Source organism: Streptosporangium pseudovulgare (genome assembly GCF_014648055.1).
Taxonomy (GTDB): Bacteria; Actinomycetota; Actinomycetes; order Streptosporangiales; family Streptosporangiaceae; genus Streptosporangium; species Streptosporangium pseudovulgare.
Window position 1 is genome coordinate 256506 of sequence record NZ_BMQJ01000005.1, and the last position, 26568, is coordinate 283073.

General features: G+C 73.6%; 19 protein-coding genes. 7 read left to right on the forward strand and 12 right to left on the reverse strand.

Features of this window, described 5'->3' with window-relative positions:
* Window positions 1-108: 108 nt before the first annotated feature.
* The 6 genes from IEZ10_RS12945 to IEZ10_RS12970 all read right to left on the reverse strand — a co-directional run bounded on the left by IEZ10_RS12945 (window position 109) and on the right by IEZ10_RS12970 (window position 4684).
* Complete coding sequence (locus tag IEZ10_RS12945) at window positions 109-1248, reverse strand: CU044_5270 family protein (RefSeq protein WP_189246740.1); 1140 nt, start codon at window positions 1246-1248, stop codon at window positions 109-111.
* Window positions 1245-1784 carry an RNA polymerase sigma factor gene (locus IEZ10_RS12950; RefSeq protein WP_189246741.1) on the reverse strand — a complete coding sequence of 180 codons (540 nt, stop codon included), beginning with the start codon at window positions 1782-1784 and terminating at the stop codon, window positions 1245-1247. Before IEZ10_RS12950 ends, IEZ10_RS12945 begins: the two co-directional genes overlap by 4 nt.
* A 113-nt stretch (window positions 1785-1897) precedes the next feature.
* Entirely contained in the window at window positions 1898-2851 is a 954-nt protein-coding gene (locus IEZ10_RS12955) for a CU044_5270 family protein (RefSeq protein WP_189246742.1), read from the reverse strand.
* Window positions 2851-3444: an RNA polymerase sigma factor gene (locus IEZ10_RS12960; protein WP_189246743.1), complete on the reverse strand. Its 594-nt coding sequence runs from the start codon at window positions 3442-3444 to the stop codon at window positions 2851-2853. The genes IEZ10_RS12955 and IEZ10_RS12960 overlap by 1 nt, the downstream gene beginning before the upstream one ends.
* A gap of 132 nt (window positions 3445-3576) precedes the next feature.
* Complete coding sequence (locus IEZ10_RS12965; protein WP_189246744.1) at window positions 3577-4131, reverse strand: GNAT family N-acetyltransferase; 555 nt, start codon at window positions 4129-4131, stop codon at window positions 3577-3579.
* A 94-nt stretch (window positions 4132-4225) separates the two neighbouring features.
* Complete coding sequence (locus tag IEZ10_RS12970) at window positions 4226-4684, reverse strand: MarR family winged helix-turn-helix transcriptional regulator (protein ID WP_189246745.1); 459 nt, start codon at window positions 4682-4684, stop codon at window positions 4226-4228.
* Window positions 4685-4750: 66 nt separating this feature from the next.
* Here IEZ10_RS12970 and IEZ10_RS12975 point away from each other — a divergent pair, with 66 nt between their 5' ends.
* The 3 genes from IEZ10_RS12975 to IEZ10_RS12985 all read left to right on the forward strand — a co-directional run bounded on the left by IEZ10_RS12975 (window position 4751) and on the right by IEZ10_RS12985 (window position 9740).
* Window positions 4751-5269: an SgcJ/EcaC family oxidoreductase gene (locus IEZ10_RS12975; protein ID WP_189246746.1), complete on the forward strand. Its 519-nt coding sequence runs from the start codon at window positions 4751-4753 to the stop codon at window positions 5267-5269.
* Window positions 5270-5382: 113 nt separating this feature from the next.
* A complete protein-coding gene (locus IEZ10_RS12980; RefSeq protein ID WP_229811218.1) occupies window positions 5383-8577 on the forward strand; it encodes a bifunctional glycosyltransferase/CDP-glycerol:glycerophosphate glycerophosphotransferase in 3195 nt (1064 codons plus the stop codon).
* A complete protein-coding gene (locus tag IEZ10_RS12985) occupies window positions 8574-9740 on the forward strand; it encodes a glycosyltransferase (protein WP_189246747.1) in 1167 nt (388 codons plus the stop codon). Before IEZ10_RS12980 ends, IEZ10_RS12985 begins: the two co-directional genes overlap by 4 nt.
* A 73-nt stretch (window positions 9741-9813) precedes the next feature.
* Here the strand turns inward: IEZ10_RS12985 and IEZ10_RS12990 are convergent, their stop codons facing one another.
* From IEZ10_RS12990 to IEZ10_RS39915, 4 genes are all read right to left on the reverse strand, one after another.
* On the reverse strand, window positions 9814-10857 hold the full coding sequence (locus IEZ10_RS12990) for a sulfotransferase family protein (RefSeq protein ID WP_179819597.1): 1044 nt from the start codon (window positions 10855-10857) through the stop codon (window positions 9814-9816).
* 3 nt (window positions 10858-10860) lie between these two features.
* The gene (locus tag IEZ10_RS12995; RefSeq protein WP_189246748.1) at window positions 10861-11871 is read right to left on the reverse strand and encodes a sulfotransferase family protein; all 1011 of its coding nucleotides are present in this window, start codon (window positions 11869-11871) and stop codon (window positions 10861-10863) included.
* Window positions 11872-11896: 25 nt separating this feature from the next.
* Entirely contained in the window at window positions 11897-12724 is an 828-nt protein-coding gene (locus tag IEZ10_RS13000; RefSeq protein ID WP_229811219.1) for a CDP-alcohol phosphatidyltransferase family protein, read from the reverse strand.
* 210 nt (window positions 12725-12934) lie between these two features.
* Window positions 12935-16348, reverse strand: coding sequence for a bifunctional glycosyltransferase/CDP-glycerol:glycerophosphate glycerophosphotransferase (locus IEZ10_RS39915; protein ID WP_189246750.1), 3414 nt, complete (start codon window positions 16346-16348; stop codon window positions 12935-12937).
* Between the two features lie 398 nt (window positions 16349-16746).
* Here IEZ10_RS39915 and IEZ10_RS13010 point away from each other — a divergent pair, with 398 nt between their 5' ends.
* The 3 genes from IEZ10_RS13010 (at window position 16747) to IEZ10_RS13020 (ending at window position 22497) form a co-directional block, all read left to right on the forward strand.
* A complete protein-coding gene (locus IEZ10_RS13010) occupies window positions 16747-18237 on the forward strand; it encodes an NAD(P)/FAD-dependent oxidoreductase (RefSeq protein WP_189246751.1) in 1491 nt (496 codons plus the stop codon).
* 181 nt (window positions 18238-18418) lie between these two features.
* Window positions 18419-21298 (forward strand): CDP-glycerol glycerophosphotransferase family protein, encoded by a 2880-nt coding sequence (locus tag IEZ10_RS13015; RefSeq protein ID WP_189246752.1) that lies wholly within the window; start codon window positions 18419-18421, stop codon window positions 21296-21298.
* Between the two features lie 56 nt (window positions 21299-21354).
* A complete protein-coding gene (locus IEZ10_RS13020; protein WP_229811220.1) occupies window positions 21355-22497 on the forward strand; it encodes a glycosyltransferase in 1143 nt (380 codons plus the stop codon).
* Between the two features lie 111 nt (window positions 22498-22608).
* Here the strand turns inward: IEZ10_RS13020 and IEZ10_RS13025 are convergent, their stop codons facing one another.
* Complete coding sequence (locus IEZ10_RS13025) at window positions 22609-24147, reverse strand: hypothetical protein (RefSeq protein WP_189246753.1); 1539 nt, start codon at window positions 24145-24147, stop codon at window positions 22609-22611.
* A gap of 300 nt (window positions 24148-24447) precedes the next feature.
* On the opposite strand from IEZ10_RS13025, the gene IEZ10_RS13030 reads away from it, so the two are divergent.
* The gene (locus IEZ10_RS13030) at window positions 24448-25332 is read left to right on the forward strand and encodes a polysaccharide deacetylase family protein (protein ID WP_189246754.1); all 885 of its coding nucleotides are present in this window, start codon (window positions 24448-24450) and stop codon (window positions 25330-25332) included.
* Here the strand turns inward: IEZ10_RS13030 and IEZ10_RS13035 are convergent.
* Window positions 25236-26510, reverse strand: coding sequence for an acyltransferase family protein (locus IEZ10_RS13035; protein ID WP_189246755.1), 1275 nt, complete (start codon window positions 26508-26510; stop codon window positions 25236-25238). The genes IEZ10_RS13030 and IEZ10_RS13035 overlap by 97 nt on opposite strands.
* Between the last annotated feature and the right edge of the window lie 58 nt (window positions 26511-26568).

The following is a 26568-nucleotide window of genomic DNA, read 5'->3' on the forward strand; positions in this document are numbered from 1 at the left end:
TTCACACCTCCCACGGTGTGGAGGAGGGCGCGGCGGAGGCCGGGCGCCGCCGTACGGGCGCCCCGCCACCGCCCGCCACCGCGTCGGGCCGGACGGCGCACGGCCGGCTCAGCGCAGGCACCCCTTCCCGCTGTCCGGATCGCAGCCCTTCGGAACGGCCGGTTCGTCGTCGGTCCAGCCGAGTCGCTTGACCACCCTGGAGTACACGCCGGTCCCCGGAAGGGTCTTCCGGCCGGCGGGCGGGGCGGGGGGCACCTCCCGGACCCCCAGCGGGTCACCCGTCTCCCGGTCGATCACGAGCTGCTGCTCCGGCTCGCCGGGCCCGCCCCCGCGCAGGACGGCCACCCCCACCCGTCCGTCGGCGTCCAGGACCCCGTCCACGACCCGGGCCCCGGGCAGCCCGGCGAGCATGCGGTAGACGGCCGCCCTGGTCCCCGGGGTGGCCGGGGTGTCCAGGAGGAGGCTCTCACCGATCCCCCACAGCCAGTCGTCCCGCTCGGCGGCCTCCGCCCGCACCACCTGTGCGGGCACGTCCCTCTTCCTGGCCTTCCATTCGGCGGGCCAGTACGACAGGAGCCTCTCCTCCAGGGCCGCGGGGTCGTGGGGAAGGTCGCGGATCTCCCGCGCGCTCAGCCCCAGGGTCGCCCGCTGGAGCACCTCCTCCGCGTCGGTGACGATGTACCGCGTCTTCCCGGCGGGGAGCATGTCGTTCTCGCAGTCGGTGTCCGAACCGCAGAGCCGGGGCGAGCCGGCTTTCTTCCACTCGGCCCGGTCGGCGGCGGCCACGGGCCGGGTGCCGAGCCCGCTGGCCGCGATGACCCGTTTCCGGCCCGGCCCCACCCACAGGACCTGTCCGCCGCGTTCCTCGACGAGGAACGTGTGCCCCGCGACGCTGATCCGCACCCGGTTGGAGTGCTCCGTCTCCCCGCGCCAGTACCGGCGGCCGGTCGCCTCCGGTCGCCGGGCCAGCCGGTCGGCGGCGGCGGCGAGCACCTCCCCGGCACTCGCCCGCGTGACCGCGACGGCCGGACCGGCTGGATCGGCCGGGTCGCCGCCGAGCCTCGGGACGACCGCGACCGTGCCGATGACCGCGACGGTCGCGGTCGCCGCCACCAGCACCCCGGTCCACCGGGGAACCCTCCGGGGTTTCGGGCCGCCCAGCACCCGAGCCCTCGCCTCGGCGACCTTCGCCGGGTCGGGCGGCGCGACGTCGGGCATCACCGCGTCGACGAGCCTGAAATCGTTCATCGGACCTCCGTCCCGAGCGACGTGTGCAGCTTGTTCCTGGCCCGGCTGAGCCGTGAGGCCACGGTGCCGTAGGCGACCCCGAGGGCCTGGGCGACCTCGTCGTAGGTCAGGCCGCCGTACGCGACGAGCAGCACCACGTCGCGCTCGCCCTTCGACAGGCCCGCCAGCGCCCCCGAGAGCCGGCCGACCGTCACCCCCGCCGTCACGCGGTCGGCGACCCGCTGGTCGTGGCCGTCGTCGTCGGGTGGCGGGCCGGTCCTGGCCAGCGCCCGGTAACGCCGTACCTCGGCCCGGCGGTGGCGGCCGATCAGGTTGGTGGCGATGCCGTACAGCCAGGGGCGGACTCCGCCTCGGGCGGGGTCGAAGCGGTGGCGGCGGCGGAAGGCGATGAGGAAGGTCTCGGCGGCGAGGTCCTCGGCGGTGTCGAGGTCGAGCCGCCGTCCGATGTAGCGGCGGATCTCCTCGTAGTGCGCGTCGAAGACGGCGCCGAACCGCTCGGGGTCGGCGACCGGCGCGGCGTCGGGGACGGTGATCATGCAAGGGGCTCCCTTGCCCGAAGGACAGGACGTCTCTTCTTGCCCTTCACCCACCGCCCCCTTCCCGGATTTTTCAGCCCTTTCCGGGTTCTCAGCCGCACACCTCTACGGCTCTACGGCCGTTCGCCCGGCTTGCCGACGATCCCGGCCCGCAGATGCGCGGTCCACACGACGGGGGTGCCCGCCTTGACCTCGCGTGTTCCGGCGGGGGTGGTGTAGGTGCGGGTGGCGACGGTCTCGCCGTACGTCCCCAGGTAGGTGTACTCCTTCGGGCTCAGGATGATCTCGAAGCGCTCCCACCGCCCCACGTAGGAGAACGCGACCCCGTGCCGGCCGGCGGCGTCCACCGCGTCCTGCTTGACCGACACGCCTTCGATCATCGGCAGTGCACGGAACAGCGCGGCCCGCACTTCCGGTTCGAGCGCCTGTTCGTTCATGACCCGGGAGATCGTCTCGACGATCCGCTGCTCGTCCGGCCCGTCGTCGCCGGGCGGCGCGGGAGTCTCGGCGACGGCCGTCCTGATCCGGGCGAGCACCCGCTCCGGGGTGACGGGCGCCTCGGCCAGATCGGCGGCGGTGACGCCGGGACCGGCCTCGTGGATGACGAGCCTGCCCTTGCCGTCGTCCAGGGCCGTCTGCCTGCCGTCCACGCTGTTCCACAGCTCCAAGGTGGTCCGCTTGTTCCGGTCCACCTCGGGTTCGGGTTCCTCGCGAAGCGGCGCGATCGTCTCCTTGACGTACAGCCACTTGCCCGGAGAGGGAACGGTCTCGTAGGGGTTCGTCGCCGCGGCCCTCGCGGCCCGCTCGCCGAGCTGCTGGACGCTCGCCACGGGGATGAGGGCCGATCGGCCGCCGTCGTCGCCCGTGAGAGCGATGCCCCCTCCCACGGCCACGGCCACCGACAGCGACGCGGCGAAGGCCAGGCGCCACACCGGACGGGGCATGAGACGCCGGCGAGGTGCGGGGGCCGGCTCACGCATCGCCCGCAGCAACCGGGCACGTGCCGCGTCCTCCGCCTGGCGGGTGATCACAGGGGCGGAGCCGCGAAAGTCCTTGATCTCGTCCATCACGCGTCCTGTCTTGTCGGATCGTCATTTCCCAGGGCGGCCCTGGTCTTCCTCCGGGCCCGGTGCAGGCGCGAGCGCACGGTCCCCACCGGGATGCCGAGCGCCTCGGCGACCTCCTCGTACGACAGGTCGCCCCACGCCACCAGCAGCAACACGTCACGATCGCCCCGAGACAGGCCCGCCAGCGCCCTCGCGAGCACGCGGTCCTTCTCCTGGGCGGCCACACGGTCGACGACCGCGTCCGCCATCGGTTCCGGCAGCGGGTCCTGGCCCGTACGGCACAGCGACCTCAGGAACCGTTCCTCGCTGCGCCGGTGCCTGGCGATCAGCCTGGTGGCGATGCCGTACAGCCACGGCCTGGCCAGCCGCTGCGCCAGGTCGTAGGACGCGCGTCGCCGGAAGGCGATCAGAAACGTCTCGGCCGCGATGTCGTCGGCCGCCTGGGTGCCGAGCCGACGGGCCGCGTAACGGTGGATCTGCCGGACGTAGCGATCGAAAATCCCGGCGAACCACTCCGGGTCGTCGTGCGAGCGACGGATGAGTTCCGCATCACCATCCTCCTCCACCCTCTCGACCGATTCTGTTCGTGTCATGCCTGCTGTCTCCCGATGGGCCGGACCCGGTTCTCGCCGGGTCCGGTCCCGCCCCGTGCCGGTTCGTGACCTTTCCGGCCCGCGGCGGGCGGCCCCCGTCTCCCGGGGATCGACGGCTTCCCGGGACGGTCCTCAGGGCAGGAGCGGCGCGTCGCCGGGCGTCGCCGGGGTGAGGCGGTAGTGGGTGTCCTCGATCGGGGGGTACGGCTCGGGCAGCGGATGGGTGTCGGTGCGGCCGGACGGGACGAAGCCGAAGCGCTCGTAGAAGCGGCGGGCCTGGCCGTTGCCGGTCGCGACCCACAGGCCGATCTCCTCGTGCCCGGCGGCCCGCAGCCGGGTCACCGCGTCCGCCAGCAGGGCCCGTCCGAGCCCGGCGGACTGCGCCTCGGGCAGCACGTAGAGGGTGAAGACCTCGCCGCCGCCGATCTCCTCGTCCCGGCAGCGGCCGAAGTTGACGAAGCCGGTGATCCCGCCCTCCGTCTCGGCGACCACGAGCGGCGTGCGTCCCTCGGCCAGGGCGTCGGCGAGCCCCCGCTCCATCTGGACCACCCGGTCCGGATCGACCCCGAGCGCGTCGAGGTAGTCATCGGGCATGAGGCCGCGGTAGGCGGCCCGCCACGTCGCCACCCGCACGCGTTCCACGGCCGCCACGTCCTCCGGGACACCATGACGGATCTTGAATTCCATGGCGGAATGATCCGGTGTCCGGCTGGCACGGGCAACGGGATATCGCGCGGCATGGCGCGGGACGGGCAGGAAGTCTCGTGTCACCGGCCCCGATTCAGGACACGGCCCTGACCCGGGCGGCCTGCTCCTCCTGGACCCCGCGGGCGGTACGCAGGAAGTCGAGGATGACGGCCAGATCGTCCGGCCCGTACTTCCGCAGCGCCTGGGCGCCCGCCTGACCGACGGGAACGAAGATCTCGGCCTCGGCCGACCGGGCGGCGTCGGTCGCGGCGACCAGGACGCGGCGGCGGTTGCCCGGATCGGCGGAACGGACCACCATGCTCGCGCGCTCCAGCCGGTCGATGACCGTGGTGGTGGCCGCAGGGCTCAGCTTCAGCGCGACGCTGATCCGGCCCGCGGGCACCGGGCCTTCGGCCAGTACCACGTCGAGGCAGCGCAGGTCGGTGCGGTTGAGGCCGAGCCGGGCGGCGGCCGCCTCGTCGAAGGCGTCGAAGCTCTGCTGCAGTCGCCGGAGCTCCATGGCGATCTCTCCGATGACATTATGTTTCGACATTCGAATCTTTCTGTTATCGTACATTTCGTTGAACGAAACGAAGATATCACTCGTGGAGGTACCACCATGCACTCGACCGCCCCCACCGGATCCGCCTCCGGCACGCGAACCGGCGACACCGCTCAGATCGAAAAGCTCTTCACCGACTTCATGGCGGCCTGGACGGCGGGTGACGCCCAGGCGTTCGGCGCGCTGTTCACCGACGACTCCGAGTACGTCTCCTACGACGGCACCATCGCCCGCGGTCGCCGGGCCCACCAGCACAACCACGACAAACTCTTCCGCGGCGTCCTGGCCGGTTCGGCGCTGGTCGGCGACCTGGAGTCGGTCCGCCACCTCACGCCGGACGTGGCGATCGTGCACGGCACGGCCTCCGTCCTGATGCCCTGGCGATCCACGCTCCCCAGGCGACGGCTGTCACGGCAGACCATCGTCGTGGTGCGGACAGAAGCCGGCTGGAAGATCGGCGCCATTCACAACGGCCGCGTCCGCCCCGTCACCGTTCCCGGTCCCGATGCGTTCCCCTCCAGGATGTCCAAGCTGATGGCGCGCGTCGCCCACCGGCTCGGCCTCGGCCGGCGCTGACCCCGCGGACCCGGCGGGCCCCGGGACGGCGCCGGCCGGGCGCGGGTAAAAACTCCGGTGCGCAATGCGCAAACCCGACGAACCCTCTCCGAGTCCAGGGAACATCTCGAAATGTGATCAATCCGCCGGACTGCAGCGTGGTCGTCATCACCTGCGACGACGCCGCCCGCCTGCCCCGGGCCGTGCGGTCGGCGCTCGACCAGTCGCTGCGGAACATCGAAGTGATCATCGTGGACGACGCGAGCACCGACGGCACCGAGCGGGTGGCGCGCGAGCTCCAGCGGGCGGACGCCCGGGTCCGCTACCTGCGCCGCGACGTCAACAGCGGCGGCTGCGGCGCGCCGCGCAACCAGGGGGTGGCGGCGGCCCGCGCCCGCCACGTGATGTTCCTCGACAGCGACGACCGGCTGACCCGGCACGCCTGCAAGAGCATGCTGCTGGAGACCGAGCGGACCGGCGCCGACTTCGTCACCGGGCAGATCTCCCGGCTGTACGAGGCGAGCGGCCGGACGCGCCCCTACTACCCGCACCTGTTCGCCCGGCGCAGGACCGTCGAGGGGATCACCCGCGAACCCGAGATGTTCCTCGACTCCTTCAGCACCAACAAGCTCTACCGGGCCGAGCTGCTGCGGCGGCTGCCGTTCCGGGAGGACCTGCACTACGAGGACCACGTCTTCAGCGCCGAGCTGTACTGCGCGGCGCGCCGGTTCGCCGTGGTGCCGTGGGTCGTCTACCTGTGGCACCGGGTCCCCGCCGGCGACCCGGGGAAGCCGTCGATCTCGCTGCGCGTCACCGACATGGACAACGTCCGGCACCGGGTCCGGGCGGCCCGGCTCAGCGACGACGTGCTGCGCGGGAACGGCCTGGGCGACCTGGTGCCCAACCGGCGGCGCCGGTTCCTCCGGCAGGACCTGCGGGTCTACCTCGACCCGCTGCCCCGCCGCGATCCGGCGTGGGCGGCGGAGTTCGCCGCGGTCGTCGGCCCCTACCTGGCGGAGTTCGGGCCGCGGGAGTTCGCGGGGATCGACCCGGTCGTGCGGGTCTGCTGCCGTCTCATCGTCACCGGACGTGCCGACGAGCTGATGGTCGCCACCCGGTCGCTCAGCGAGCCGGAGATCCCGCCGCGCTTCGCCGTACGGCGGGACGGGCGGACCTACTGGGTCCTCGGGCCACCGGGGGCGGACGGGACATCCGGCGGGGGCCTCGAACGGGCTTCTTCAGGGAAGCCGGTGCCGGTCGGGGAACCGGACGCCGCCGCACCGGCCGGGGAACGGGAGCCGGGCGGGGTGATCCCTCCGGAGGAGATGGACATCACCGCGCTGCGGATGGCCGAGCTGCCGTTCGGCTCCTCCCGGCTCCGCCACGAGGCGACCGTGACCCCCGTGAGCCCGGTGAGCTCTGTGAGCCCTGCGAGCTCGGCGACGGGCGCGAGCGAGGGTTCAGAGACGGGCGCGCGTGCGGGAAAGGGCGTGCGTGCGTGGACGGGCGCGCGTGCGGGAAAGGACGCGGGCACGGGCACGGGCACCCGCGCGGGCGCGTGGGTCACCCTGACGATCCGCACTTACGACCCGTTCGGGGTGCTGGCCGCCAACCCCGGCTGGCGCGCGTACCTCGACGTCGCGGGCCGCCGGGTACGGCTGTCCCCGCGGCCGGACGACGGCGCCCACGTCAGCGAGGTGATCGTCGACCTGGCCGCGCTCGGGCGCGGCCGTCCCGGCGCCGGACTCCGCGGGCTCCGCGGACTCGGCGGGCTCCGCGGGCTCGGCGTGTTCCGCGAGCTCAGCCACGATCCGCGGGTCGTGGTGGTCCGCTCCGACGGCCGGTCCACCGCCGGCCCGCTGCTCGCCGACCCGGGGACCCGGCCGGTCGCCGTCACCCTCCCCTGGTACACGGTCGTCCTCGGAATGGAGGGCCGGGCCGGGTTCCTGCGGGTGCGCCGCCGCAGGCGGAGCGCGCTGCGGCCCGCGGCCCGGGTGGCGCGGGCCGGTCGCGCGGCCGTACGGCGGGCGATCCGGCGGGCCGGGGACCCGCGGATCAAGCTCGGCGTCTACCGGTGCCTGATCAGGGTGATCCCGCCTCGCCGGGACCTGGTGCTGTTCGAGTCGGACGTCGGCGCCGGCTGCACCGGCAACCCCCGCTACGTCTACGAGGAGCTGCTGCGGCGGCGGGCACCGTTCACCATGGTGTGGTCGGTGGCGCGGAACCGGCGGAACTTCCCGGCCGGCGCGCGCCTGGTGCGGCGGCTGAGCTGGCGCCACCTGTGGACCATGGCCAGGGCGGGGTACTGGGTGGACAGCCACGGCATGCCGCTGGACTTCCCCAAGCCGGCCCGCACCCGCTACCTGCAGACCTGGCACGGTCAGGGCATCAAGACGGTCGGCTTCGACGCCCCGGACCTGCGGGCCGACTTCCCCGGGCCGCGGGCGCGGTGGCGGGCGGCGGTGGCCCGGTGGGACGCGCTGGTCTCGCCGAGCGCGGAGTTCGAGCGGATCTTCCTGCCGTCCAACGACTACCGCGGCCCGGTGCTGCGGTACGGCTCGCCCCGGTGCGACGTGCTCGTGCGCGGCGACGACGAGGCCGTACGGCGGGCGCGGGACGAGCTGGAGATCCCGCCGGGGCGGAAGGTGCTGCTGTACGCGCCGACCTACCGGGACCACGACCTGTTCTCCGGCCGGTCGGTCCGGGCCGACCTGGACCTGATGGCCCGGGAACTGGCCGGCGAGTGGGTGGTGGTGCTGCGCCCGCACCCCGTCGAGCGATACACGGTGCCGCGGCACCTGCTCCACTTCGTCCGCCCGGCCGGGTCGTATCCGGAGGTCAACGACCTCATCCTGGCCTCGGACGCGCTGCTGACCGACTACTCGTCGCTGATGTGCGACTACGCGGTCACCGGGCGGCCGATGCTGTTCCTGATCGACGACTGGGACGAGTACCGGCGTCTGGAGCGGGGCGTCCGCCACGACCTGCCCGCGATCGCCCCCGGACCCTGCCTGACCACGACGCGGGAGGTGGTGGACGCCCTGCGGGACCTGCCGTCGGTGTCGGCGTCGTTCGCCGCCCGGTACGCGGAGTTCCGCGCGCTGTGGTGCGCGGAGGAGAAGGGGAACGCGTCGGCGAGGGTCGTCGACGCCTTCTTCGGCGTCCCGCCGAAGCCCCGCCCCGGGCAGGACGGTCCCGGCGGGGACGGGCGTGCCCGCCGGCCGTTCCCCGCGCGGCTCCTGGCCCGGAGCGGCGCGCCCGCGCGGCTCTCGGTTCGGAGCGGCCCGTTCCGGGCGGCCGGGGCGTGGCTTCGGGGGGCGGGCCGATGACGTCGGTGGTGTTCGCGTGCCTGGACGCCGACACGCTCGGCGGGATCCAGCGGGTCACCCACACGGTGGCGCAGGGCCTGGCAGGCCGGGGCTACGACGTGCACGTGGTGGGGCTGCACCGCGCCGAGGCGCCCGTCCGCTACGTGGACCGGCCCGGCTACCGCCACCACGTGATCCACGCGACGCCGGCGGGCACGGGCCGGATCTCCCGGGCGGCCGCCCGGCGGGAGCGCCGGCGGCTGCGGGAGGTGTTCTGGCAGGCGGGGCCCGGTTTCGCGGTGCTCACCTCGCCGGGTGTGGTGCCCCGGGTCACCGGCGTGCTGCCGGACCGGCTGCTGCCGATCGGCCAGTACCACGGCTCCTACGAGCACGCGCGGGGCTCCTGGCACCTGCGGGCGGTCGGTGACCGCTACGGCGAGCTGGAGGCGGCGGTGTTCCTCAGCGAGGACGACGCGCGGCGGTTCGCCGAGCAGGCGCTGCTGCCCAACACGTGGGCGATCCCCAACCCGCTGCCCGGCCGGCCGTACCGGGCCTCCGGCCTGGACGGCCGTCGGGTGCTGGGGGTGGGCAGGCTGGAGGGGGTCAAGCGGTTCGACCGGCTGATCTCCGCCTTCGCCGAGGCCGTCCGGGCCGTGGAAGGCGAGCGTCCCTGCGGGCCGTCGTACGGCGAGACGGCGGCGCACGACCCGGCGGTCGGCGGCGCCGCCGACGGGCGGTGGGAGCTGCACCTGGTCGGGGACGGCGCGGAGCGGGAACGGCTGCGCGGGCACGCGGCGGCGTGCGGGGTGGCGGACCGGGTGGTCCTGCGCGGCGCGGTGCCCGCGTCCGGCATGGAGCGCGAGTACCTCGCCGCGTCGCTGCTGGCCCTCTCCAGCGAGCACGAGGGGCTGCCGCTGGTCGTGGGCGAGGCCGCGTCCTGCGGCGTGCCGGCGGTGGCGTTCGACGTGTCGGGCGGGGTGCGGTCGCTGGTCGTCCACGGGAGCACCGGGCTGCTGGTCCCCCCGGCCGACGTGCCGGCCCTCGCGGCGGCGCTCGCCCGGCTGATGACCTCCGGGGACGAGCGGCGGCGGCTGGGCGCCGCCGCCCGCGCCCACGCCGAGGCGTTCCGCCCCGAGCGGGTCCTGGACCGCTGGGAGGCCCTGTTCGCGCAGGTCACCCGTTGACCGATCGACCGGCCACCGTCCGGTCCCGGCACCCGGCGGCCGTCGGCGCGGGCGGGGCGGCGGGCCGTACGGGTCACCCGTTGACCGAGACGGGTTCGGTGCGCGGCTGCGGCACCCCGGCCAGCACGATCTGGGCCGAGGTGAGCCGCGCGCCCAGCGGGTTGGGCTCGCGGAGCCGGATCAGCCGGTCGAAGGCCACCCGCTTGACCCGGGCCAGCTTCCGCTTGGCGGCGGTGCGCTCGTAGGCGACCATCCGCGCGGCGTCGGTCCTGGGCGCCCCGCTGAGCTCGTAGCCGTAGGCCTGGAGCCGCTCGCCGAGGACGCTCTCGCACAGGGACACCTCCCACGGGTCGAGGCGGTCGCGCCAGGAGCCCGTCCTGGCGGTGGTCACCTCGTCGTGGGTACGCGAGTGCCAGGTCTTGCGCTCCGGGACGGCGATGTCGGCCACCCGCTGCGGCTCGCACATGGCCGGGTCGTAGTCCTCGCCGAGGAACTCGCACAGCCTGCGCAGCTGGGCCTCCGGCGCCGAGGTGAGGTCCTCGTAGCGCAGCTCGTGGTAGCTGCCCGCGGGCAGCTTGGGGGCGCCGTGCCGGGCGAAGTCGATCGCCTCGGCCCACGCCGCCACCGCGCTGTAGACGGTGCCGTTGTACCAGGGCATCTCCTTCAGCGACGCCACGCAGTCGCGGCCGTCCCTGATCAGGTGGACGAACTGCGCGTCCGGGAAGAGCCGCAGCAGCACCTCGACGTGCTGGAAGTACGACGGCCGCTTGTCGCCCCAGCGCGGCCTGCCGTGCCGGGCCGCGTAGGCGCGCAGCACGGTGCCCAGCGCCGAGCCCAGCGTCGGCGGGCCCTCGACGATCTCCTCGACGACCTTCTCGCCGTCCAGCCCCAGCTCGTGGAAGCGGGACTGGCGGCGGTTGACCACCCACTCGGCCAGCTCGCGCCTGCGCGCCGGGTCCTCCAGATCACCGAAGTGCAGCCGCCGCTGGTAGGCGGTGACCATGAACCGGGTCTCCGGGGGGATCGCGATGCGGTGGTGGGCGTGCGTCATGAGCTGGAGCAGCGTCGTGCCCGAGCGGGGGCAGCCCACGATGAAGATCGGCCGGTCGGATTCCATCGGTCAGACCTTCGCCAGTTCGCCGAGCTGCCGGGTGGTGAGCTGCGCGGCCACCGGGCTCGGCTCGCGGAGCCGGTTGACGCGGTCGCGGAACTCCTTGCGGCGGCGTGCCCAGCGCCGCTTGGACGCCGCCTTCTCGCACGCCTCGACGTGCGCCTTCTCGGCCTCGGGGGCGCCGGACAGCTCGTAGCCGAACGCCTGGAGCCGTTCGCCCAGCACGGTCTCGCAGACCGAGACCTCCCACGGCTCCAGCCGGGTCCGCCAGGAACCGGACCGGGCGGTGGTCACCTCGCCGTGGGTGTTGCTGTGCCAGACCTTGTGCTGCGGGATCGCCACCCGGGCCACGTGGGACGGCTCGCACATCGCCGGGTCGTAGTCCTCGCCGAGGAACTCGCACAGCCCGGCCAGCTCGGTCGCGGGGTCGGCCGTCAGGTTCTCGTAGCGCAGCTCGTAGTAGGAGTCGGCCGGGAGGTTCTTCGCGTGGCGGCGGCCGTAGTCGATGGCCTCGGCCCAGTTGACCACCGCGTGGAAGATGTCCTTGGTGTACCAGGGCATCTCCTTCAGCGACGCCACGCAGTCGCGGCCGTCCCTGATCAGGTGGATGAACTGGGCGTCGGGGAAGAGCCGCAGCAGCAGGTCCACGTGGTGGTAGTAGCTGGGCCGCTTGTCGCCCCAGCGGGACTTGCCGTACTGCTCGGCGTAGGAGCGGAAGGCGATGCCCATCGCCGAGCCCAGCGTCGGCGGGCCCGCGACGATGTCCTCGATCAGCTTGTCGCCGTCGAGCTTGAGCTCCTTGAACTTGGTGTCCTTGTCGTTGACGATCCACTTGGCCAGCCGGCGCCGGTTCCCCGGCTCGCGCAGGTCGCCGAAGACGAACCTGCGGTAGTAGCCGGGCACCACGAACCTCGTCTCGGGAGGCACCGCGATGCGCGGATGCGAGTGCAACATGAGTTGCAGCATGGTGGTGCCCGAGCGCGGGCACCCGATGACGAACACAGGTCGGTCTGACTGCATGACGACGAACCCCCGTAGAAGATGATCAGACAGCTACGCGCTGCATGCTCTCCGGGCGCGGCGCGGAGGGCACCGCCCGGGCGAAAAGCCACATTCGGTGGATCAGGAAGACCTCGTTCAGCAGGAGCAGCCCCCCCGCCACGGCGACGACCGGCAGCAGCGCCACCACCCCGATGAGCGGGGCGACCACGAACACCGCCGCGTGGAACTCGATGCCGCTGATGAGGTGGCTGCGCACCCGGTGCCGGGCGAGGAACCGGTCGGCCCTGCGGCGCAGCGTGGGTCTCCTGGCGGACCTGGGCGGCCGGCGCTCCACCGGGTGGGGCCCCGCCTGGAGCCCGGCCTGGAGCTCGGCCCGGCGCTCGGCCCGGTTCTCCCTGACCACCTCGCGCACCCGCTTCATCTGCGGTGCGTTCACATAGCGGAACAGGTCGAGTACGGCGACACCGGCGCCGAGCAGGATGTAGGCCAGATCCCCCGTCGCCGTGTACTGCCCGAACGCCAGTCCCCCGGCGCAGCAGACGACCCGGATGCGGTCGCCGACGTAGTCGAGCCAGAGGCCGAAGGCGGTCCCCGTCCCCTTGAGACGGGCGATCTTGCCGTCCATGCAGTCGACCGTGAAGCTCACGTAGAACAGCGCGGCCCCCGCCACGAGCTGTCCGAGCGCGAAGCACGCCGCCGATCCCATCCCGAGGGCCAGCGACAGACGAGTGAGCCCGTTGGGGGTGACGGAGGTGCGGTTGGCGACGAACAGGGTGAGCCTGCACGCCACCGGATCGACCAGGAACACCGTCCACCAGGAGTCTCTTCGTTTGCGGGTCGCGTGAACGTCGTTCAACGAATAGGCCCTCATGCGTCCAAGCATGGCGACACATGGTCGCTTCACATCTACGCTCTGTAACTACCGGACGATGTCCATGCCAGTTCTTGACCGTCCCGCGCCGTTGAGATCCGCGGCTTTGGGAAAGGGAGAGACCGGACCGGCCCGCCGGACACGCGGCCCGCGTCCCTCCCCCGCCGCCGCGGGGAAGGCGCCCGCCGGGCGGGGAGGCGCCCCGCGCCGTCAGCCGAACACGCGGTCCACGACCCGCGCCGCCGCGCCGCCGTCGTCGAGCGGGCAGAACCTCGCCCGGAACTCCTCGTACAGCGCCGCGTACTTCGCCTCCGCCTCGGCGGAGCCCCTGATCGCCGCCGTCACCTCCTCGGTCGTGCGGGCCAGCGGGCCGGGCGCGTCGGCCTCGAAGCCGAAGGTGAAGCCGCGCAACTCGTCGCGGTAGTGCTCCAGGTCGTGGACGTGGAACACCATCGGCCGGCCGGTCACCGCGAAGTCGAACATCGCCGCCGAGTAGTCGGTGACCAGCGTGTCGGCGACCAGGTACAGCTCGGTGGCGTCCGGGTAGCCGGAGACGTCCCGGACGAAGTCCCCGCCGGCCCGGGGCACCCGGTCCACCACGTTCGGGTGGCGGCGGATCAGGAGCACGTGGTCGCCGCCCAGTTCCTCGTGCATCCGCTGGAGGTCGAGCCGCAGGTCCAGCCGGTAGCGGCCCCTGGCGTAGAGCTTGTCGTCGCGCCAGGTCGGCAGGTGCAGGACGACCCGGCGGCCCTCGGGCAGGCCGAGCCGCGCCCTGATCCGGGTGGCGTCGCCGTGCCGCAGCACGTCGTTGCGGGGCAGGCCGGTCTCCAGGATCTCCCCGTCGAAGCGGAAGGCGCGCCGCAGCACCGGGGTGCACCACGGGCTCGGCGAGACCAGGTGGCTCCACTGGGCGACCTTCCAGGTCAGCCGTTCGTGGTGGTCGGGCCGGGCGAGCGGCATCCGCTCGACGTCGAAGCCGACGCGCTTGAGCGGCGTGCCGCGGCCGGTCTGCAGCACGACCTGGTCGGGGCGGCGCTCGAACCAGCCGGGCAGGTCGACGTTGGTGACGACGTAGCGGCAGCGGGCCAGCGCCTCGTAGTGCTCGCGCCCGTACCGCCGGACCGGCGTGACCCCCTCGGGCAGCTCCACCTGGCCGTCGCGGACGCACCACAGGAACTCCAGGTCCGCGCCGCGCCGCCGCAGCTCCTCGTAGATCGCCCGGGGGCTGTCGGAGAACTGCCGCCCGCCGTGGCTGTCGAACAGGACGGCGTCCCGCGGCGGCTCGGCGCGCCGGGTGGGGTAGAACTCCTCGCGCAGCAGCCGCTGCTGCTTGGGCCGCCCCTCGGCGCCCAGGTCGCCGCCGACCGTGAGCACCGCCTCCGCCGTCAGGTCGGTGTCGAAGGTGAAGGTGCGGTTGCCGGTGGCGTGCTCCAGCGGCTCGGCCTGGTGGAACTCCACCCGCATGTCGCCCGCGGCGGTGCGGACCGTGAAGCCGTGCGCGCCCGACGGCAGCGGCAGGCGGCCCCCGAGGGTCTCGGACGCCTCGGGGGTCACGGTGACGCGCTCGCCGTCGATCGGGAACAGCCGCTCGCTGAACCGGCCGCGCGAGGTGACGACCAGCCACGCCGGGCCGTCGATCGGGCGCATCGGCGCGCCGGCGAGTTCCAGGTGGCCCCGCTCGCTCCACCAGACCCGCTCGACGTGGAAGGTCGGCCGCTGCTCGCGCAGCACCAGCCCGCCCGACGCCGACCGGCTCACCACCACGTCGCGGCCGTGCCGGCGGTGCAGGCCGCGCTCCACGCCGTCGTCGACGACCAGCGGCCGGGCGGGCCCCTCCTGGGGGACGACGTCGAAGCGCCACTCGGCCCCGGGGTTCAGGGCGCTCATCTCCAGGCTCGACGGGTCCAGGTCCGGCCACCGCTCGGACAGCACCCCGTCGAGGTCGATCATCGCGTCGAACGTCCCGCCGTCCGAGATGATCATCGGGTAGCGGCGCTCACGCCCGCCCTGGGGGCGGGTGAGCCGCAGGTGCGGGCCGGCGCCCAGGTCGTCCTCGCACCGGCCGCTGATCCACAGCCTGCCGTCGACCACCCGGTGCCCGGTGACCCGGGCGGCCGGCCGGTCGACCCGCAGCCTGAGCTCGTCGGCGGCCGTCCACTCCGTCCACACCGCCGTCCCCCGGTCGTGCTCGGCGAACACCGGCCGCCGCGCGGCCGGGCCGGGCTGGCCCAGCGTGGCGCGCCGTACCAGGCCGCGGTGCAGGACACGCAGCTCGACCCGCCACGACGAGCCCGCGGGCAGCTCCGCCGTGTCGATCGCCAGGCGGAACCCGCACCAGTCCTTACGGCGCCGCGGGCCGGTGTCCACCAGCGACGGGCCGCGCCGCCTGCGCACCCGGAGCCGGACCCGGCGGCCGGTGTCCTCCTCGACCAGCCAGGCGGCGACGTGCTGCTGGATCCGCTTGCGGGGACGCAGGTGACGCGGCGAGATGCGGCCGTCGACGACCAGCCGGTCGTCCTGCCGGCGCAGTTCGTCCACCCGCTGGCGCAGGTCCAGTTCCTTGCGCATCCGGGTGACGGCCCCGGGCAGCGGCACCGGGCAGTTGAGGTGGTAGCCGCGCACGCCGCCGCCGGTGACGCGGGTGTTCGCCTTGGCGGTCCGCTCCCACTCCAGCACCCGCAGCAGGTCGTCCACCCGGTCCTGCCGTACCAGCTCCCACTTGACGCGGCGCGGCGCGGGGACGGAGGCGAGGACCTTCGGGCCGGCCTCCTCCAGGTAGGCGCGGGCCAGGTCGTGGAAGCGCCGCCGGAAGTCGTCGTCGGCCTGGTCGAGCACCTGCAGGAAGTTGGGCAGGTCGCTGTCGAGGACCATCCGGTCCCAGGCGGGCAGGTGGCGGGCGCGGCCGGTCCTGATGAGGAAGTCCCGCACCGAGCGGACCGCGGCGAAGCGGTCCTCGACGCCCTTGACGTGCGCCCGGTTCTGGGTGATCGAGGTGCTCTCCCCCTCGCGTTCCCGCCACAGGTAGACGGGGACGCTCAGCACGTCCACGGCCTCGGCGAGGAAGTGCGCGGGCAGCGCGACCGCGATGTCCTCCCACAGCACCCCCTCGGGGAAGCGCAGGTCGTTGCGGTCCCAGAAGGCGCGGCGCCACAGCTTGTTGGTGACCAGCCGGTCCTTGAGCAGGATGTCGTCGCGGGTGACGTGGGTCCGCCTGGCCGGGCGGGTGAAGATGGCCCGGTGCATCGGTGACTGGCGCACCCCGTGGCCGCTGAAGCGCAGCACGTTGCCGGTCGCCAGGTCCGAGCCGCTCTCCAGCAGGGCGCACGCCATCGTCTCGATCGCGGTCGGCGGGAGCAGGTCGTCGCTGTCGAGGAAGGCGAGGAACTCGCCGGAGGCGTGCCGGACACCGGTGTTGCGCGCCGTGCCCAGGCCGCCGTTCTCCTGCCGGACGAGCCGGAACCGCCCGTCGCGGGCGGCGAAGGCGGCGGCGATCTCCGCGCTGGAGTCGGGCGAGCCGTCGTCCACCATGACGACCTCGATGTCGCTCCAGGTCTGCGCGGCCACCGACGCCAGGCACGCCTCAAGGTACGGTTCCACGTCGTAGATGGGCACGATGACGCTCACTAGGGCCACGATCGGTCCTCCGGTAGTCGGAAATCGCCCGGCCCAGCATGGCCGCGCCCGCAGTCCGGCGGGCACCGGAATGCGGCCGCGATGGAACGAGCTGACCGAGTCTTGACCGTCCCTCGCGTCTCCGTGCGGCCGCGCGCGGGGTCCGGCGGGACCGCCGGGCGGGCGGGTGGCCGCGGGCGTCTCCCAACGGAGAGGCACCGCTTCCCCAGTGACGGGTCAAGGCTGGGAATGCACACTCCCTAGCAAGTCGCGATGACCCTCCGTAATCGCCCCCCGGTCCGACACGATCGACTCGCCGGGCCGCCGGTCGCCGGAAACGGCCGGGATCGACCGGGAACGGGGAACCGGAAACGGCCGGGAACGGGGAAATCGTCCGCGGGGGGAAGCGCATGGAGTCGACAGTCGTCGTGGGGGCGGGGCCCGCCGGGCTCACCGCCGCCTACGAGCTGACCCGGCGGGGCCTGCCGTGTGAGGTCTTCGAGGCCGACCACGTGGTCGGCGGGATCAGCCGGACCGTGGAGCGTGACGGCTGGCGCTTCGACATCGGCGGCCACCGCTTCTTCACGAAGGTGGCGCGGGTGGAGGAGTTCTGGAACGAGATCCTCGGCGAGGAGGACTTCCTGCTCCGGCCGAGGATGAGCCGCATCCACTACGGCGGCCGCTTCTTCGACTACCCGCTCCGGGCGTCCAACGCGCTGCGCAATCTCGGCCCGCTGGAGTCGGCGCGCTGCGTGGCCTCCTACGCCGGGGCCCGGCTGCGCCCGCCCGCCGACCAGTCGACGTTCGAGGGCTGGGTCACCGCCAGGTTCGGCCGCCGGCTGTACGAGATCTTCTTCCGCACCTACACCGAGAAGGTGTGGGGCGTCCCGGCGGCGAGCATCCAGGCCGACTGGGCGGCGCAGCGGATCAGGAACCTCTCTCTGGGCCGGGCCGTGCTCGCCGCGCTGCGGCCGGGCCGGGGCGGCACCGAGGTCACCAGCCTGATCGAGGAGTTCCGCTACCCCCGTCTGGGGCCGGGCATGATGTGGGAGGCCTGCGCCGAGCGGGTTCGCGAGCGGGGCTGCCCGGTGCGTCTCGGCGTCCGGGTCGGGCGGGTGCGCCGCGGCTCCGGCGGGCTGGTGGTCACCGCCGTGGGCGACGGCGTCAGCCGGGAGGTCCGCTGCGGCGCGCTGATCTCCTCCATGCCGCTCGGCGACCTCGTCCGAACGTTCGGCCCGGACGTGCCGGACGTCGTGGCCGAGGCCGCGGCGGGGCTGCGGCACCGCGACTTCCTGACGGTCGCGCTGGTGGTGCCCGAGCGGTTCTCCTTCCCGGACAACTGGATCTACATCCACTCCCCCGAGGTACGGCTGGGCCGCGTGCAGAACTACGGCTCCTGGTCGCCCTACCTGGTGCGGGAGGGCCTGACGTGCCTGGGCCTGGAGTACTTCGTCAACGAGGGCGACGACCTGTGGGACGCCCCCGACGACGACCTCGTGGCCTTCGGCACCGGGGAGCTGGAACGGCTGGGCCTGGTCACGCCCGGAGCGGTCCGGCAGGGCTACGTGGTGCGGATGCCGAAGGCGTACCCGGTCTACGACGCCCGCTACGCGGGCCACGTCGAGACGATCAGGAAGTATCTCGACGTGGAGTGGCCGGAGGTCCACCCGGTGGGCCGCAACGGCATGCACCGTTACAACAACCAGGACCACTCCATGCTCACCGCGATGCTGGCCGTGGAGAACGTCGCCGACGGCGCCCGGCACGACGTGTGGGAGGTCAACGTCGACGCCGACTACCACGAGGAGCGCTCCGGCCCCGGCCCCTCCGGCGGCGCCGTCCCCGCGGGCACCGGCCGCGCCGCCCCCGTCCTGGTGGAGACGGCCGCCCCGCATCCGTGATCCGCCCCGTGTCCCCGGCTCCTCCCGTGCCTTCCGCCGTGTCCCGGGCCCTTCGGCCCGTCCCGGGCCTTCCGTCCCGTCCCCGGCCCGGCCCTTCCGACGGGCGGACGGCGGGCCCCGCGCGTCGGGACGCCCGCAGGACCCCTGCAAACCCCCTTACATCCGACCGGAGTTCGCATCCATGACACAGCGTTCCACGGTTCCGGACGTCAGTGTGGTCGTCATCACCTACGACGACGCGCCCCGGCTGCCGCGAGCCGTACGATCCGTCCTCAGCCAGACCCTCAAGAACCTCGAAGTGATCGTCGTGGACGACTGCTCCGGCGATGACACCCCGGCGGTGGTCGCGGCGCTCGCCCGGGAGGACCCGAGGGTCCGCTGCATCCGGCTGCCGGCCAACAGCGGCGGCTGCGGCGCCCCCCGCAACGCGGGCATGGACGCCGCGGCGGCGCCGTACGTGATGTTCCTCGACAGCGACGACGAGCTGCCCCGCCACGCCTGCAAGAGCCTGCTGCTGGAGGCCGAGGCGACCGGCGCCGACTTCGTCATGGGCACCGTGGAGCGCGTCGACGAGGGGACCGGGAACACCACCCTCTGGTACCCCCGGCTCTTCGCCGAGCGCCGGGTCGTGCACGGCGTCCGCGCCGAGCCGGAGCTGCTGTTCAACTGCCTGGCCACCAACAAGCTGTACCGGCGGGCCTTCCTGGAGGCGACCGGCATCCGCTTCCCCACCGGCATCCACCACGAGGACATCGTCTGGTCCACGGAGCTGTTCTGCCACAGCAAGCTGTTCGCCGTCGTCCCCTGGCCGGTCTACCGGTGGCTGCTCGCCGCCGCCCCGGCGACGACGTCGATCTCCTCCCGGCGGCACGAGCTGGAGAACGTGCGGCAGCGGATCGCGGCGGCCGAGCTCACCGACCGGGTGCTGGCCGCCACCGGCTCCCTCGACCTGAAGGAGGACAAGGACTTCCGCTTCCTCTCCCACGACCTGCGCCTCTACCTCGGCGACCTGCCCCGGCGCGACCCGGGGTGGATCGCCGCGTTCGCCGACATCGTCGTCCCGTACGTGGACACGCTGGAACCGGCGGCCGTCCGGCGGTCGAGCCGGGCCGAGCGGGTGTGCGTGCAGCTGCTGCGCGAGGGCCGCCACGAGGAGGTCGCCGCCGCCGCCGTCGAGCTGGGCGGCAGGTGGGTCCCGCCCCGGACCGTCACCCGGCACGGCGGCCGCGTCTTCTGGGGGGAGACGGTCCCCGCGACCGAGCGGGGCCGCGAGGAGCTGGACGTCACCGAGGCGCACCTGGGTGAGCAGCCGCTGGCCTCCGCGCTGCTCCGGCACGAACTCGCCGACCTGGAGGCGTCCGGCGACCGGGTACGGCTCCGCCTGCGGACCTACGACCCCGGCCGGGTGCTCGACGGCCGCGCGCCGACCGCCCGGCTGCGGATCGGCGGCCGGAAACGGACGATCGCCGCACTCCCGGCCGAACCCGTGCCGGCCGCGCCGCGCTGCGGGCCCGCGTCCGAACCGGCCGCGCCGCACGGTGAGCCCGCGCCCGCCGGATCCGCGTCCGCCCGATCCGCGCCTGACGGATCCGCGCCTGACGGGACGCGGGAGTGGGAGGTGACGATCGACCTGTCCGCGCTGGACTGGCCGGAGGACGCGGTGAAACCCCAGTCGGTCGAGCTGTCGCTCGCCGAGGGCGGGCGTTCCTGCTCCCGGCCCGTGCTGGCCTTCCCCGACCTGTCGTTCACCTCCACCGGCACCCTGTCCGCCGGCCGTCTGGTGCTGGAGGCGTCGGCCGACGTCCCGTTCCGCCTGACCGCGCGCCGGATCGGCCCGTCCCCCCGGCGGGGACGGCTCGCGCGGGCGGCCGGCCTGTGGCGGGACCTCCCGCTGCGCCTGGCCACCCCGCGCAACCTGGGCCGCTTCTACCGGCTGGCCGCCGCGCTGACGCCGGTGGACCGGCGGCTGGCGGTGTTCGAGTCGGCCGAGGGCGGCGCCTACACCGGCAACCCCCGCTACGTCTACGAGGAGCTGCGGCGGCGCGACGCCCCCATCAGGGTCGTCTGGTCGCACACCGGCGACGCCGCGCACTTCCCCCGCGACGCCGTACTGGTCAGGCGCAACACCTTCCGCCACGCATGGTTCCTGGCCCGCGCCCGCTACTGGGTGGACAGCCACAACCTCCCGTACTGCTACCGCAAGCGCCGGGCCACCCGGTACCTGCAGACCTGGCACGGCCAGGTGTTCAAGAAGATGGGCCTGGACGACCCCCGGCTGCGCGCCCAGCCGGCCATGGCCAGGAGGTACGCCGAGGCGGTGGCGCGCTGGGACGTCCTGCTCACCCCCGGCCCGGACTTCCGCCGCGACTTCGGCGACGCCAGCGGGTTCACCGGCGAGGCGCTGCACGCCGGATACCCCCGCACCGACGTGCTCGTCCGGCACGACGAGCCCGAGCAGCGCGAGCGGGCGCGGCGGACGCGGGAGTTCTTCGAGGTCCCCGAGGGCAGGCGGGTGATCCTCTACGCGCCCACCTACCGCGACGAACGGCGCTTCAGCGGGGAGTCGATCCGGCTGGACCCGCAGGTCCTGGCCGCCGAACTGGGCCGCGACTGGGTGATCCTGGTGCGCGCCCACCCCTTCGACCGCTTCACCGTGCCGGACCCGCTCGGCCACCTCGTCCGGGACGCCTCGTCCTACCCCGAGGTCAACGACCTGATGCTGGCCTCCGACGTCCTGGTGACCGACTACTCCTCGATCATGTTCGACTACGTCTGCCTGGGCCGGCCCATCCTCTACTACGCCGACGACTACGAGCACTACGCCACGGACCGGCGGGGCGTCTGCTTCGACCTGGAACGGCTCGCCCCGGGACCGCTGCTGCGCAACCCCGGCGAGCTCGTCGCCGCGCTGAACCGGCTCGACACGGTCACCGAGCGGTACGGCGAGCGCTACGCGGACTTCCGCGCCCGCTGGTGCGCCCTGGACGACGGGCAGGCCGCCCGCGCGGTCGTGGACGCGTTCTTCCCCGAAGCCCCCCGATCCCCGGAGGCCGCCCGATGAACGACGCCTCCACCGCAGACCGCTCGATGGACCGCACGCCTCCCGGAGGCCACCCGATGAGCACCGCACGACCGCGCCGCGTCTTCTTCGTCAGCACCGACGGGGACTCCATGGGCGGCTCCCAGCGGGTCCTGCACACCCTGGCGCAGGGGCTCGCCGAGCGCGGGCACGAGGTGACGCTGGTCAGCATCAACCCCTCCCGGCAGCCGCAGTCCTACGTCGCCGCCCCCGCCTACCGGCACGTCACGCTGTACGGCGCGCCCGCCCCGGAGACGCCCGCCCGCCGGCTGCCGTTCCCGCGGCGCGCGGGCAGGCCCCGGCGGTCCCCGGACGAGGTGGCCGCCGCCAAGCGGAAGCTGGCCGGGCTGGCCGAGGAGGTCACCGGCGGCTACATGGTCGTCGCCTCGCCGTGGGCCGCCCACTGGATCTCCGACGTGCCCATGCCGCACCTCGCCATGATCGGCCAGTACCACCAGACCTACGAGGACGCGGCCGGCACCCCGCACCTGCGGCTGATCAGGAAGCACTACGCCCACTACGACAAGGCCCTCTTCCTGTGCGAGGAGTACGCCGCGGCCTTCACCCGCCACCGGCTCGCCAACTGCGGGGTCATGCCCAACCCGGTCGGCGTCTTCCCGGACGAGCCGGCCCCGCTCCGCGCCCCGCGGATCGTCTCGGCGGGGCGGCTGGTCAGGTCCAAGCGGATCGACCTGCTGATCGACGCCTTCGCCGCCGCGGCCCCGTCCGCCGCCGAGCCGTGGGAGCTGCGGATCGTCGGCGACGGCCCGGTGCGGGCCGCCCTGGAGGAGCAGGCCCGCGCCACGGGGCTCGGTGACCGGATCGTCTTCCGCGGCCAGGTGGCGGACGTCGAGGCCGAGTATCTCGGCGCCTCCGTCGTCACGCTGACCAGCGACGCCGAGAGCTGGGGGCTGGTGCTGGCGGAGGGCGCCGCCTGCGGCCTGCCCGCCGTGGCCTGCGACGTCTCGGCCGGGGTGCGCGCGCTCGTGGCCGACGGGGACAACGGCCTCCTGGTCGGGCCGGGCGACGCGCGGGGGTTCGCCGCCGCGCTGGAACGCCTGATGTCGGACGGGGAGCTGCGCCGGAAGATGGGGGCCCGGAGCCGGGAGCGGATGCGGGGGTATCTCCTGCCGCGCGTCCTGGACCGGTGGGAGGCGCTGTTCGACGAGATCGACCGCTGAGGGGGCCGGGGCGCGGGCCGTGCCGTACACCGGGGGGACCGGGGCGCGGGCTGCCCGGGGGATCACCGGAGCACGGCGAAGGGCGCCGAGGGCCGGGGGATCGGCGGGGGGTCAGCGGGGTGACAGCAGGGCCCGCGCCTCCCGCAGGAACGTGGGGACCAGCAGCACCCCGGCGATGATCGGCGTCACCATGAACCGGAAGTCCTGGGCGGTGTTGGTGAGGAGCACGCCGAGCTGCTGGGCGCAGACCACGGCGGCCACGGCGGCCACGGCCCGGCTTCCGGTGCGCCGCCGGGCCAACGCGGCCGTCGCGTAGCAGAGGTAGCACCAGAGGGCTCCCCGCCACAGCAGCCATTCGAGCCGGTGGGCCCCGGCCGCGTCCAGGGCGGACAGCGCGGCGGCCCGCAGCCCCTCGGAGAGCGGCCGGCCGCGCATGACCGCGGCGACCGGGGTGCCCTCCCAGCCGGGCGGGAGCACCGGGTCGCGCAGCGAGAACCGGTAGAGCTCCCCGCCGGGCTCGCCGGCGGTCGAGCCGACCTGCCAGGCGAGCGCGGCGCGGCAGAGCCGGGCGTCCAGGATCACGCCCGGCGCGCGGACCAGCAGGCCCCGCCAGAGGTCCATGACCTCCGAGACGCGCCGCTCGGCCTCCCGGCCGTCGAAGTCCGGGTCGAAGTAGACGCGGGTCACGGTGTGGCAGGTCGCCCCGCGCAGCCAGGTGTCGATCGGGGCGATCCCGGTCAGCAGCTCCCGCTGCCCGCGGTCGAACAGTCCGGGGCGCTCGGCGTAGGCCACGGCGAGGTCGCCGAAGACCGTCTGGTAGGCGAAGACGCGCGGCGGCGGGGCGACGCCGAGGGCCGGGTAGCCGATGCTCAGCAGCAGCGGAGGCGTCGCCACCGCGACGGCCGCGACCGCCGCGGTCCACCGGCGCGCGACCGGCAGCAGCGGGACCAGCAGGGCGGCGGCGACCAGCGCCACGACGAAGCCGTTGTTGCGGAACAGGCCCGCCCCGAGCAGCTCGGCGCCCAGGGCGGCCAGGCGGGGGTCCCAGGCCCGGCCGCGCGGGCGGGCGGGGGCCGGGGCGCCGTCCGGGACCGTGGCTCCCGGCGGGGTTCCGTCTCCGTGCCGGGTCCCGGCGCGCGGACGGGCCGCGATCCCGGCGGCCGTCCCGGCGGCGAGCAGGACGCAGATGGTGAACGGCACGTCCTTCCACATGGTCACGGTGAAGGCGCCGAGCGGCGGGAGCAGCGCCGCGCAGCCCACCGCCGCGACCAGCCACCGCCGGCGCGGGCCGTACGGCCGGAGGGCGCCGGCGAGGTGGGCCAGCGCGGCGGACATGGCCGTCGTCTGCAGGAGGGTCACCGGGGACAGGTCGCCGGTGACCCTCAGGGACAGCCGGAGCAGGGCGTCGTAGGCGACCGAGTGGGTGGCGGTCCAGGGCCCGGTGGTGACGTGCCGGACGTAGGAGACGGTGTCGGGGCTCATCAGCCCGGGGTGGAGGGCTAGCCACCAGCCGAGCAGCACGAGCTGGCCGGTCGCGTAGCAGGCGAGCGGGAACCACCGGTCCCGGGCCGGCGTGCCGTCCCCGCCGTCCCCGCCGCCGTCCGGCCCGCTCTCCCCGGCCGGACGCGGCCCCGCCGTAGTGATCGTCATCGTCTTCCCAGCGCGTCGAGGCGGGGGGCCGTGCCCATCATGGGGCACGCCGGGGGTCCGTTCGGGCCGTTATACCCGGCCGTGACCGCATGAGTTGTCAAGTTTGCCGTTGGACGGGGACGGGCTCGTCCGCCCGTTGTCTCCCGGCATACCTGCTCACCAAATCACCACAAAACACTTATTTGGCGACATAAAACCGGGCTTTTCACAGGACATCGTGACGCATAGGTCCCAGAAGCCATCGGAAGCCTCGATAAGATTCCCATTCAACCGACGTCAATTTGACCCGGAGCTCCCCTCATGAAGTCTCCCGCCCGCATGCTGCTGGCCACGTCATGTGCGCTGGCCCTGACCTCCGTCCCGGCCGTCGCCTGGAGCGCGACGCAGAGCGGTTCCGACATCACGGCGAAGCCGGCGAGCACGCCGAAGCCCTCGCCCACGCCGACAGCCAAGCCCTCGCCCAAGCCCTCGGCCAAGCCGAAGTCCGCGCCGGTGGACTGCGCCAAGGTCAAGTGCATCGCGCTGACCTTCGACGACGGCCCCGGCAAGTACGCCGACAAGCTGCTCGACACCCTCAAGAAGTACGACGCCAAGGCCACCTTCATGCTGGAGGGCCAGTACGCGAAGTCCCGCCCGGCGTTCGTCAAGCGGATGGTGGCCGAGGGCCACGACATCGGCAACCACAGCTACACCCACCCGCACCTGCGCGAGCTGTCCGAGGACCGGATCCGCGAGGAGCTGAACAAGACCGTCGAGGTCGTCAAGAAGGCCTCCGGCAAGGCGCCTGCCATGATCCGCCCGCCGTACGGCGAGCTGGACAACCGGGTGGTCGAGATCGCCAAGGAGATGGGGCTCCCCATCGTCCTGTGGAACGGCGGCTCCCGCGACTGGGCCACCAAGAACGAGAAGGCCATCTACGACGAGGTGCTCAAGAACGCCAAGCGCGACGGCGTCATCCTGATGCACGACTGGGTCCCGCAGACCGTCACGGTGATGCCCAAGCTGCTCGCGGCGCTGAAGAAGCAGGGCTACCACATGGTGGGGGTCTCCGCCATGCGCGGCGTGAAGGACCTCAAGCCCGGTGACATCTACCCGGTCGGCAGCGAGAAGGACGACGACCTCTCGTCCGACGCGCCGCTCGGCGACAGCGGCGAGTACGCCGAGTCGCCCGCCGACGGCCTCTGAGACCATCTCCGGGCCACCCGCCTGCCCAGCCGCTGCATGGGCACCTCCACGTAGCGGTAGGTGAGCAGGCTCAGCACCACCGCCGCGGCGATGGTCGCCACCGACACCGCCACCTGCACCGCCGGCCGCATGGCCCGGACGTCCCCGGCGACGGCCGAGACGGCCTTCAGCAGGGGGTGGTGCAGGAGGTAGAGCGAATAGCTGATCAGGCCCAGCCTGACCAGCGAGCGGGGCAGGCGACGTTCGCGCAGGGCCATCGCGCCCGCGAACGTCGCCCCCGCGAGCGCGATCGTGGTGAACCACACGCCGGGCTGGACCCACCACCAGCCCGCCTGCGGCGACCACACCGGGGCCAGCGCCACCAGTACGGTGGCCGCGGCCACCGGCCAGAGCCGGCCGGAGCCCTGCTCCCAGCGGCGGATCGCGGTCCCGGTGAACATCACGGCCAGGATCGCCGCGCCCAGCCACGGCACGAAGCTGCTGAAGACCGTCAGCAGCACGGCCGTCACGCCGAGCACCCAGGCGGCGGCGACCCGGAACTTGCCGCTGATCAGGCAGAACATCCCCACGGCGAACACCGCGCCGGCCGCGTAGGCGGGCCAGGAGCCCTTCAGCAGCGGCGCGGACAACACCAGCCCGGCCACCACCGCCACGACGCCGAACCCCACCGCCAGGGTCCCGCTCCGGCGGTGCAGACCGCCGGTGAACAGCGCGGTGACCAGGAGGTAGAAGACCATCTCGTAGGAGAGCGTCCACATGGTGTCGGCCAGGCCGCCCATGTGGAGCACGTCCAGCAGCATCGTGGCGTGCCCGAGCACGCCCGCCAGGTCGCGCGGCACCTGCTCGCGGACCGGCAGCCACACCGCCATCACCAGGACGACGGCCGCGACCAGCAGGTAGACCGGGTAGAGCCGGAACCCCCTGCCGATCCAGAACGCCCGGACGTCACCCCGGCCCTCCAGCGACACCGGGATGATGTAGCCGCTGACCAGGAAGAAGACCAGTACGCCGTACATGCCGAGGTTGAACCAGTAGGGTCGCAGGGCGGGCATGAACCACGGCAGCAGGTGCTCCAGCAGGACCGCGACGGCGGCCAGGCCGCGCAGCGCGTCCAGCCACGCGAGCCGGGCCCCCGAGGTGGGTCGCGGGGGCGGGGGAAGGGCGGCGCTCGTTGACACCCGTCCCAACTTACCGGCTCACCTGTCAGAAAAAGGATAAAACCCCACAATTCCCGAG

Coding starts and splice junctions, on each gene's coding strand:
- IEZ10_RS13000 (WP_229811219.1), bottom strand. CDS start 12,724: ATGAGGGCCTATTCGTTGAACGACGTTCACGCGACCCGCAAACGAAGA.
- IEZ10_RS12995 (WP_189246748.1), bottom strand. CDS start 11,871: ATGCAGTCAGACCGACCTGTGTTCGTCATCGGGTGCCCGCGCTCGGGC.
- IEZ10_RS12985 (WP_189246747.1), top strand. CDS start 8,574: ATGACGTCGGTGGTGTTCGCGTGCCTGGACGCCGACACGCTCGGCGGG.
- IEZ10_RS12960 (WP_189246743.1), bottom strand. CDS start 3,444: ATGACACGAACAGAATCGGTCGAGAGGGTGGAGGAGGATGGTGATGCG.
- IEZ10_RS12945 (WP_189246740.1), bottom strand. CDS start 1,248: ATGAACGATTTCAGGCTCGTCGACGCGGTGATGCCCGACGTCGCGCCG.
- IEZ10_RS12955 (WP_189246742.1), bottom strand. CDS start 2,851: ATGGACGAGATCAAGGACTTTCGCGGCTCCGCCCCTGTGATCACCCGC.
- IEZ10_RS13015 (WP_189246752.1), top strand. CDS start 18,419: ATGACACAGCGTTCCACGGTTCCGGACGTCAGTGTGGTCGTCATCACC.
- IEZ10_RS13020 (WP_229811220.1), top strand. CDS start 21,355: ATGAGCACCGCACGACCGCGCCGCGTCTTCTTCGTCAGCACCGACGGG.
- IEZ10_RS13010 (WP_189246751.1), top strand. CDS start 16,747: ATGGAGTCGACAGTCGTCGTGGGGGCGGGGCCCGCCGGGCTCACCGCC.
- IEZ10_RS13030 (WP_189246754.1), top strand. CDS start 24,448: ATGAAGTCTCCCGCCCGCATGCTGCTGGCCACGTCATGTGCGCTGGCC.
- IEZ10_RS12970 (WP_189246745.1), bottom strand. CDS start 4,684: ATGTCGAAACATAATGTCATCGGAGAGATCGCCATGGAGCTCCGGCGA.
- IEZ10_RS12975 (WP_189246746.1), top strand. CDS start 4,751: ATGCACTCGACCGCCCCCACCGGATCCGCCTCCGGCACGCGAACCGGC.
- IEZ10_RS13025 (WP_189246753.1), bottom strand. CDS start 24,147: ATGACGATCACTACGGCGGGGCCGCGTCCGGCCGGGGAGAGCGGGCCG.
- IEZ10_RS12990 (WP_179819597.1), bottom strand. CDS start 10,857: ATGGAATCCGACCGGCCGATCTTCATCGTGGGCTGCCCCCGCTCGGGC.
- IEZ10_RS12965 (WP_189246744.1), bottom strand. CDS start 4,131: ATGGAATTCAAGATCCGTCATGGTGTCCCGGAGGACGTGGCGGCCGTG.
- IEZ10_RS12950 (WP_189246741.1), bottom strand. CDS start 1,784: ATGATCACCGTCCCCGACGCCGCGCCGGTCGCCGACCCCGAGCGGTTC.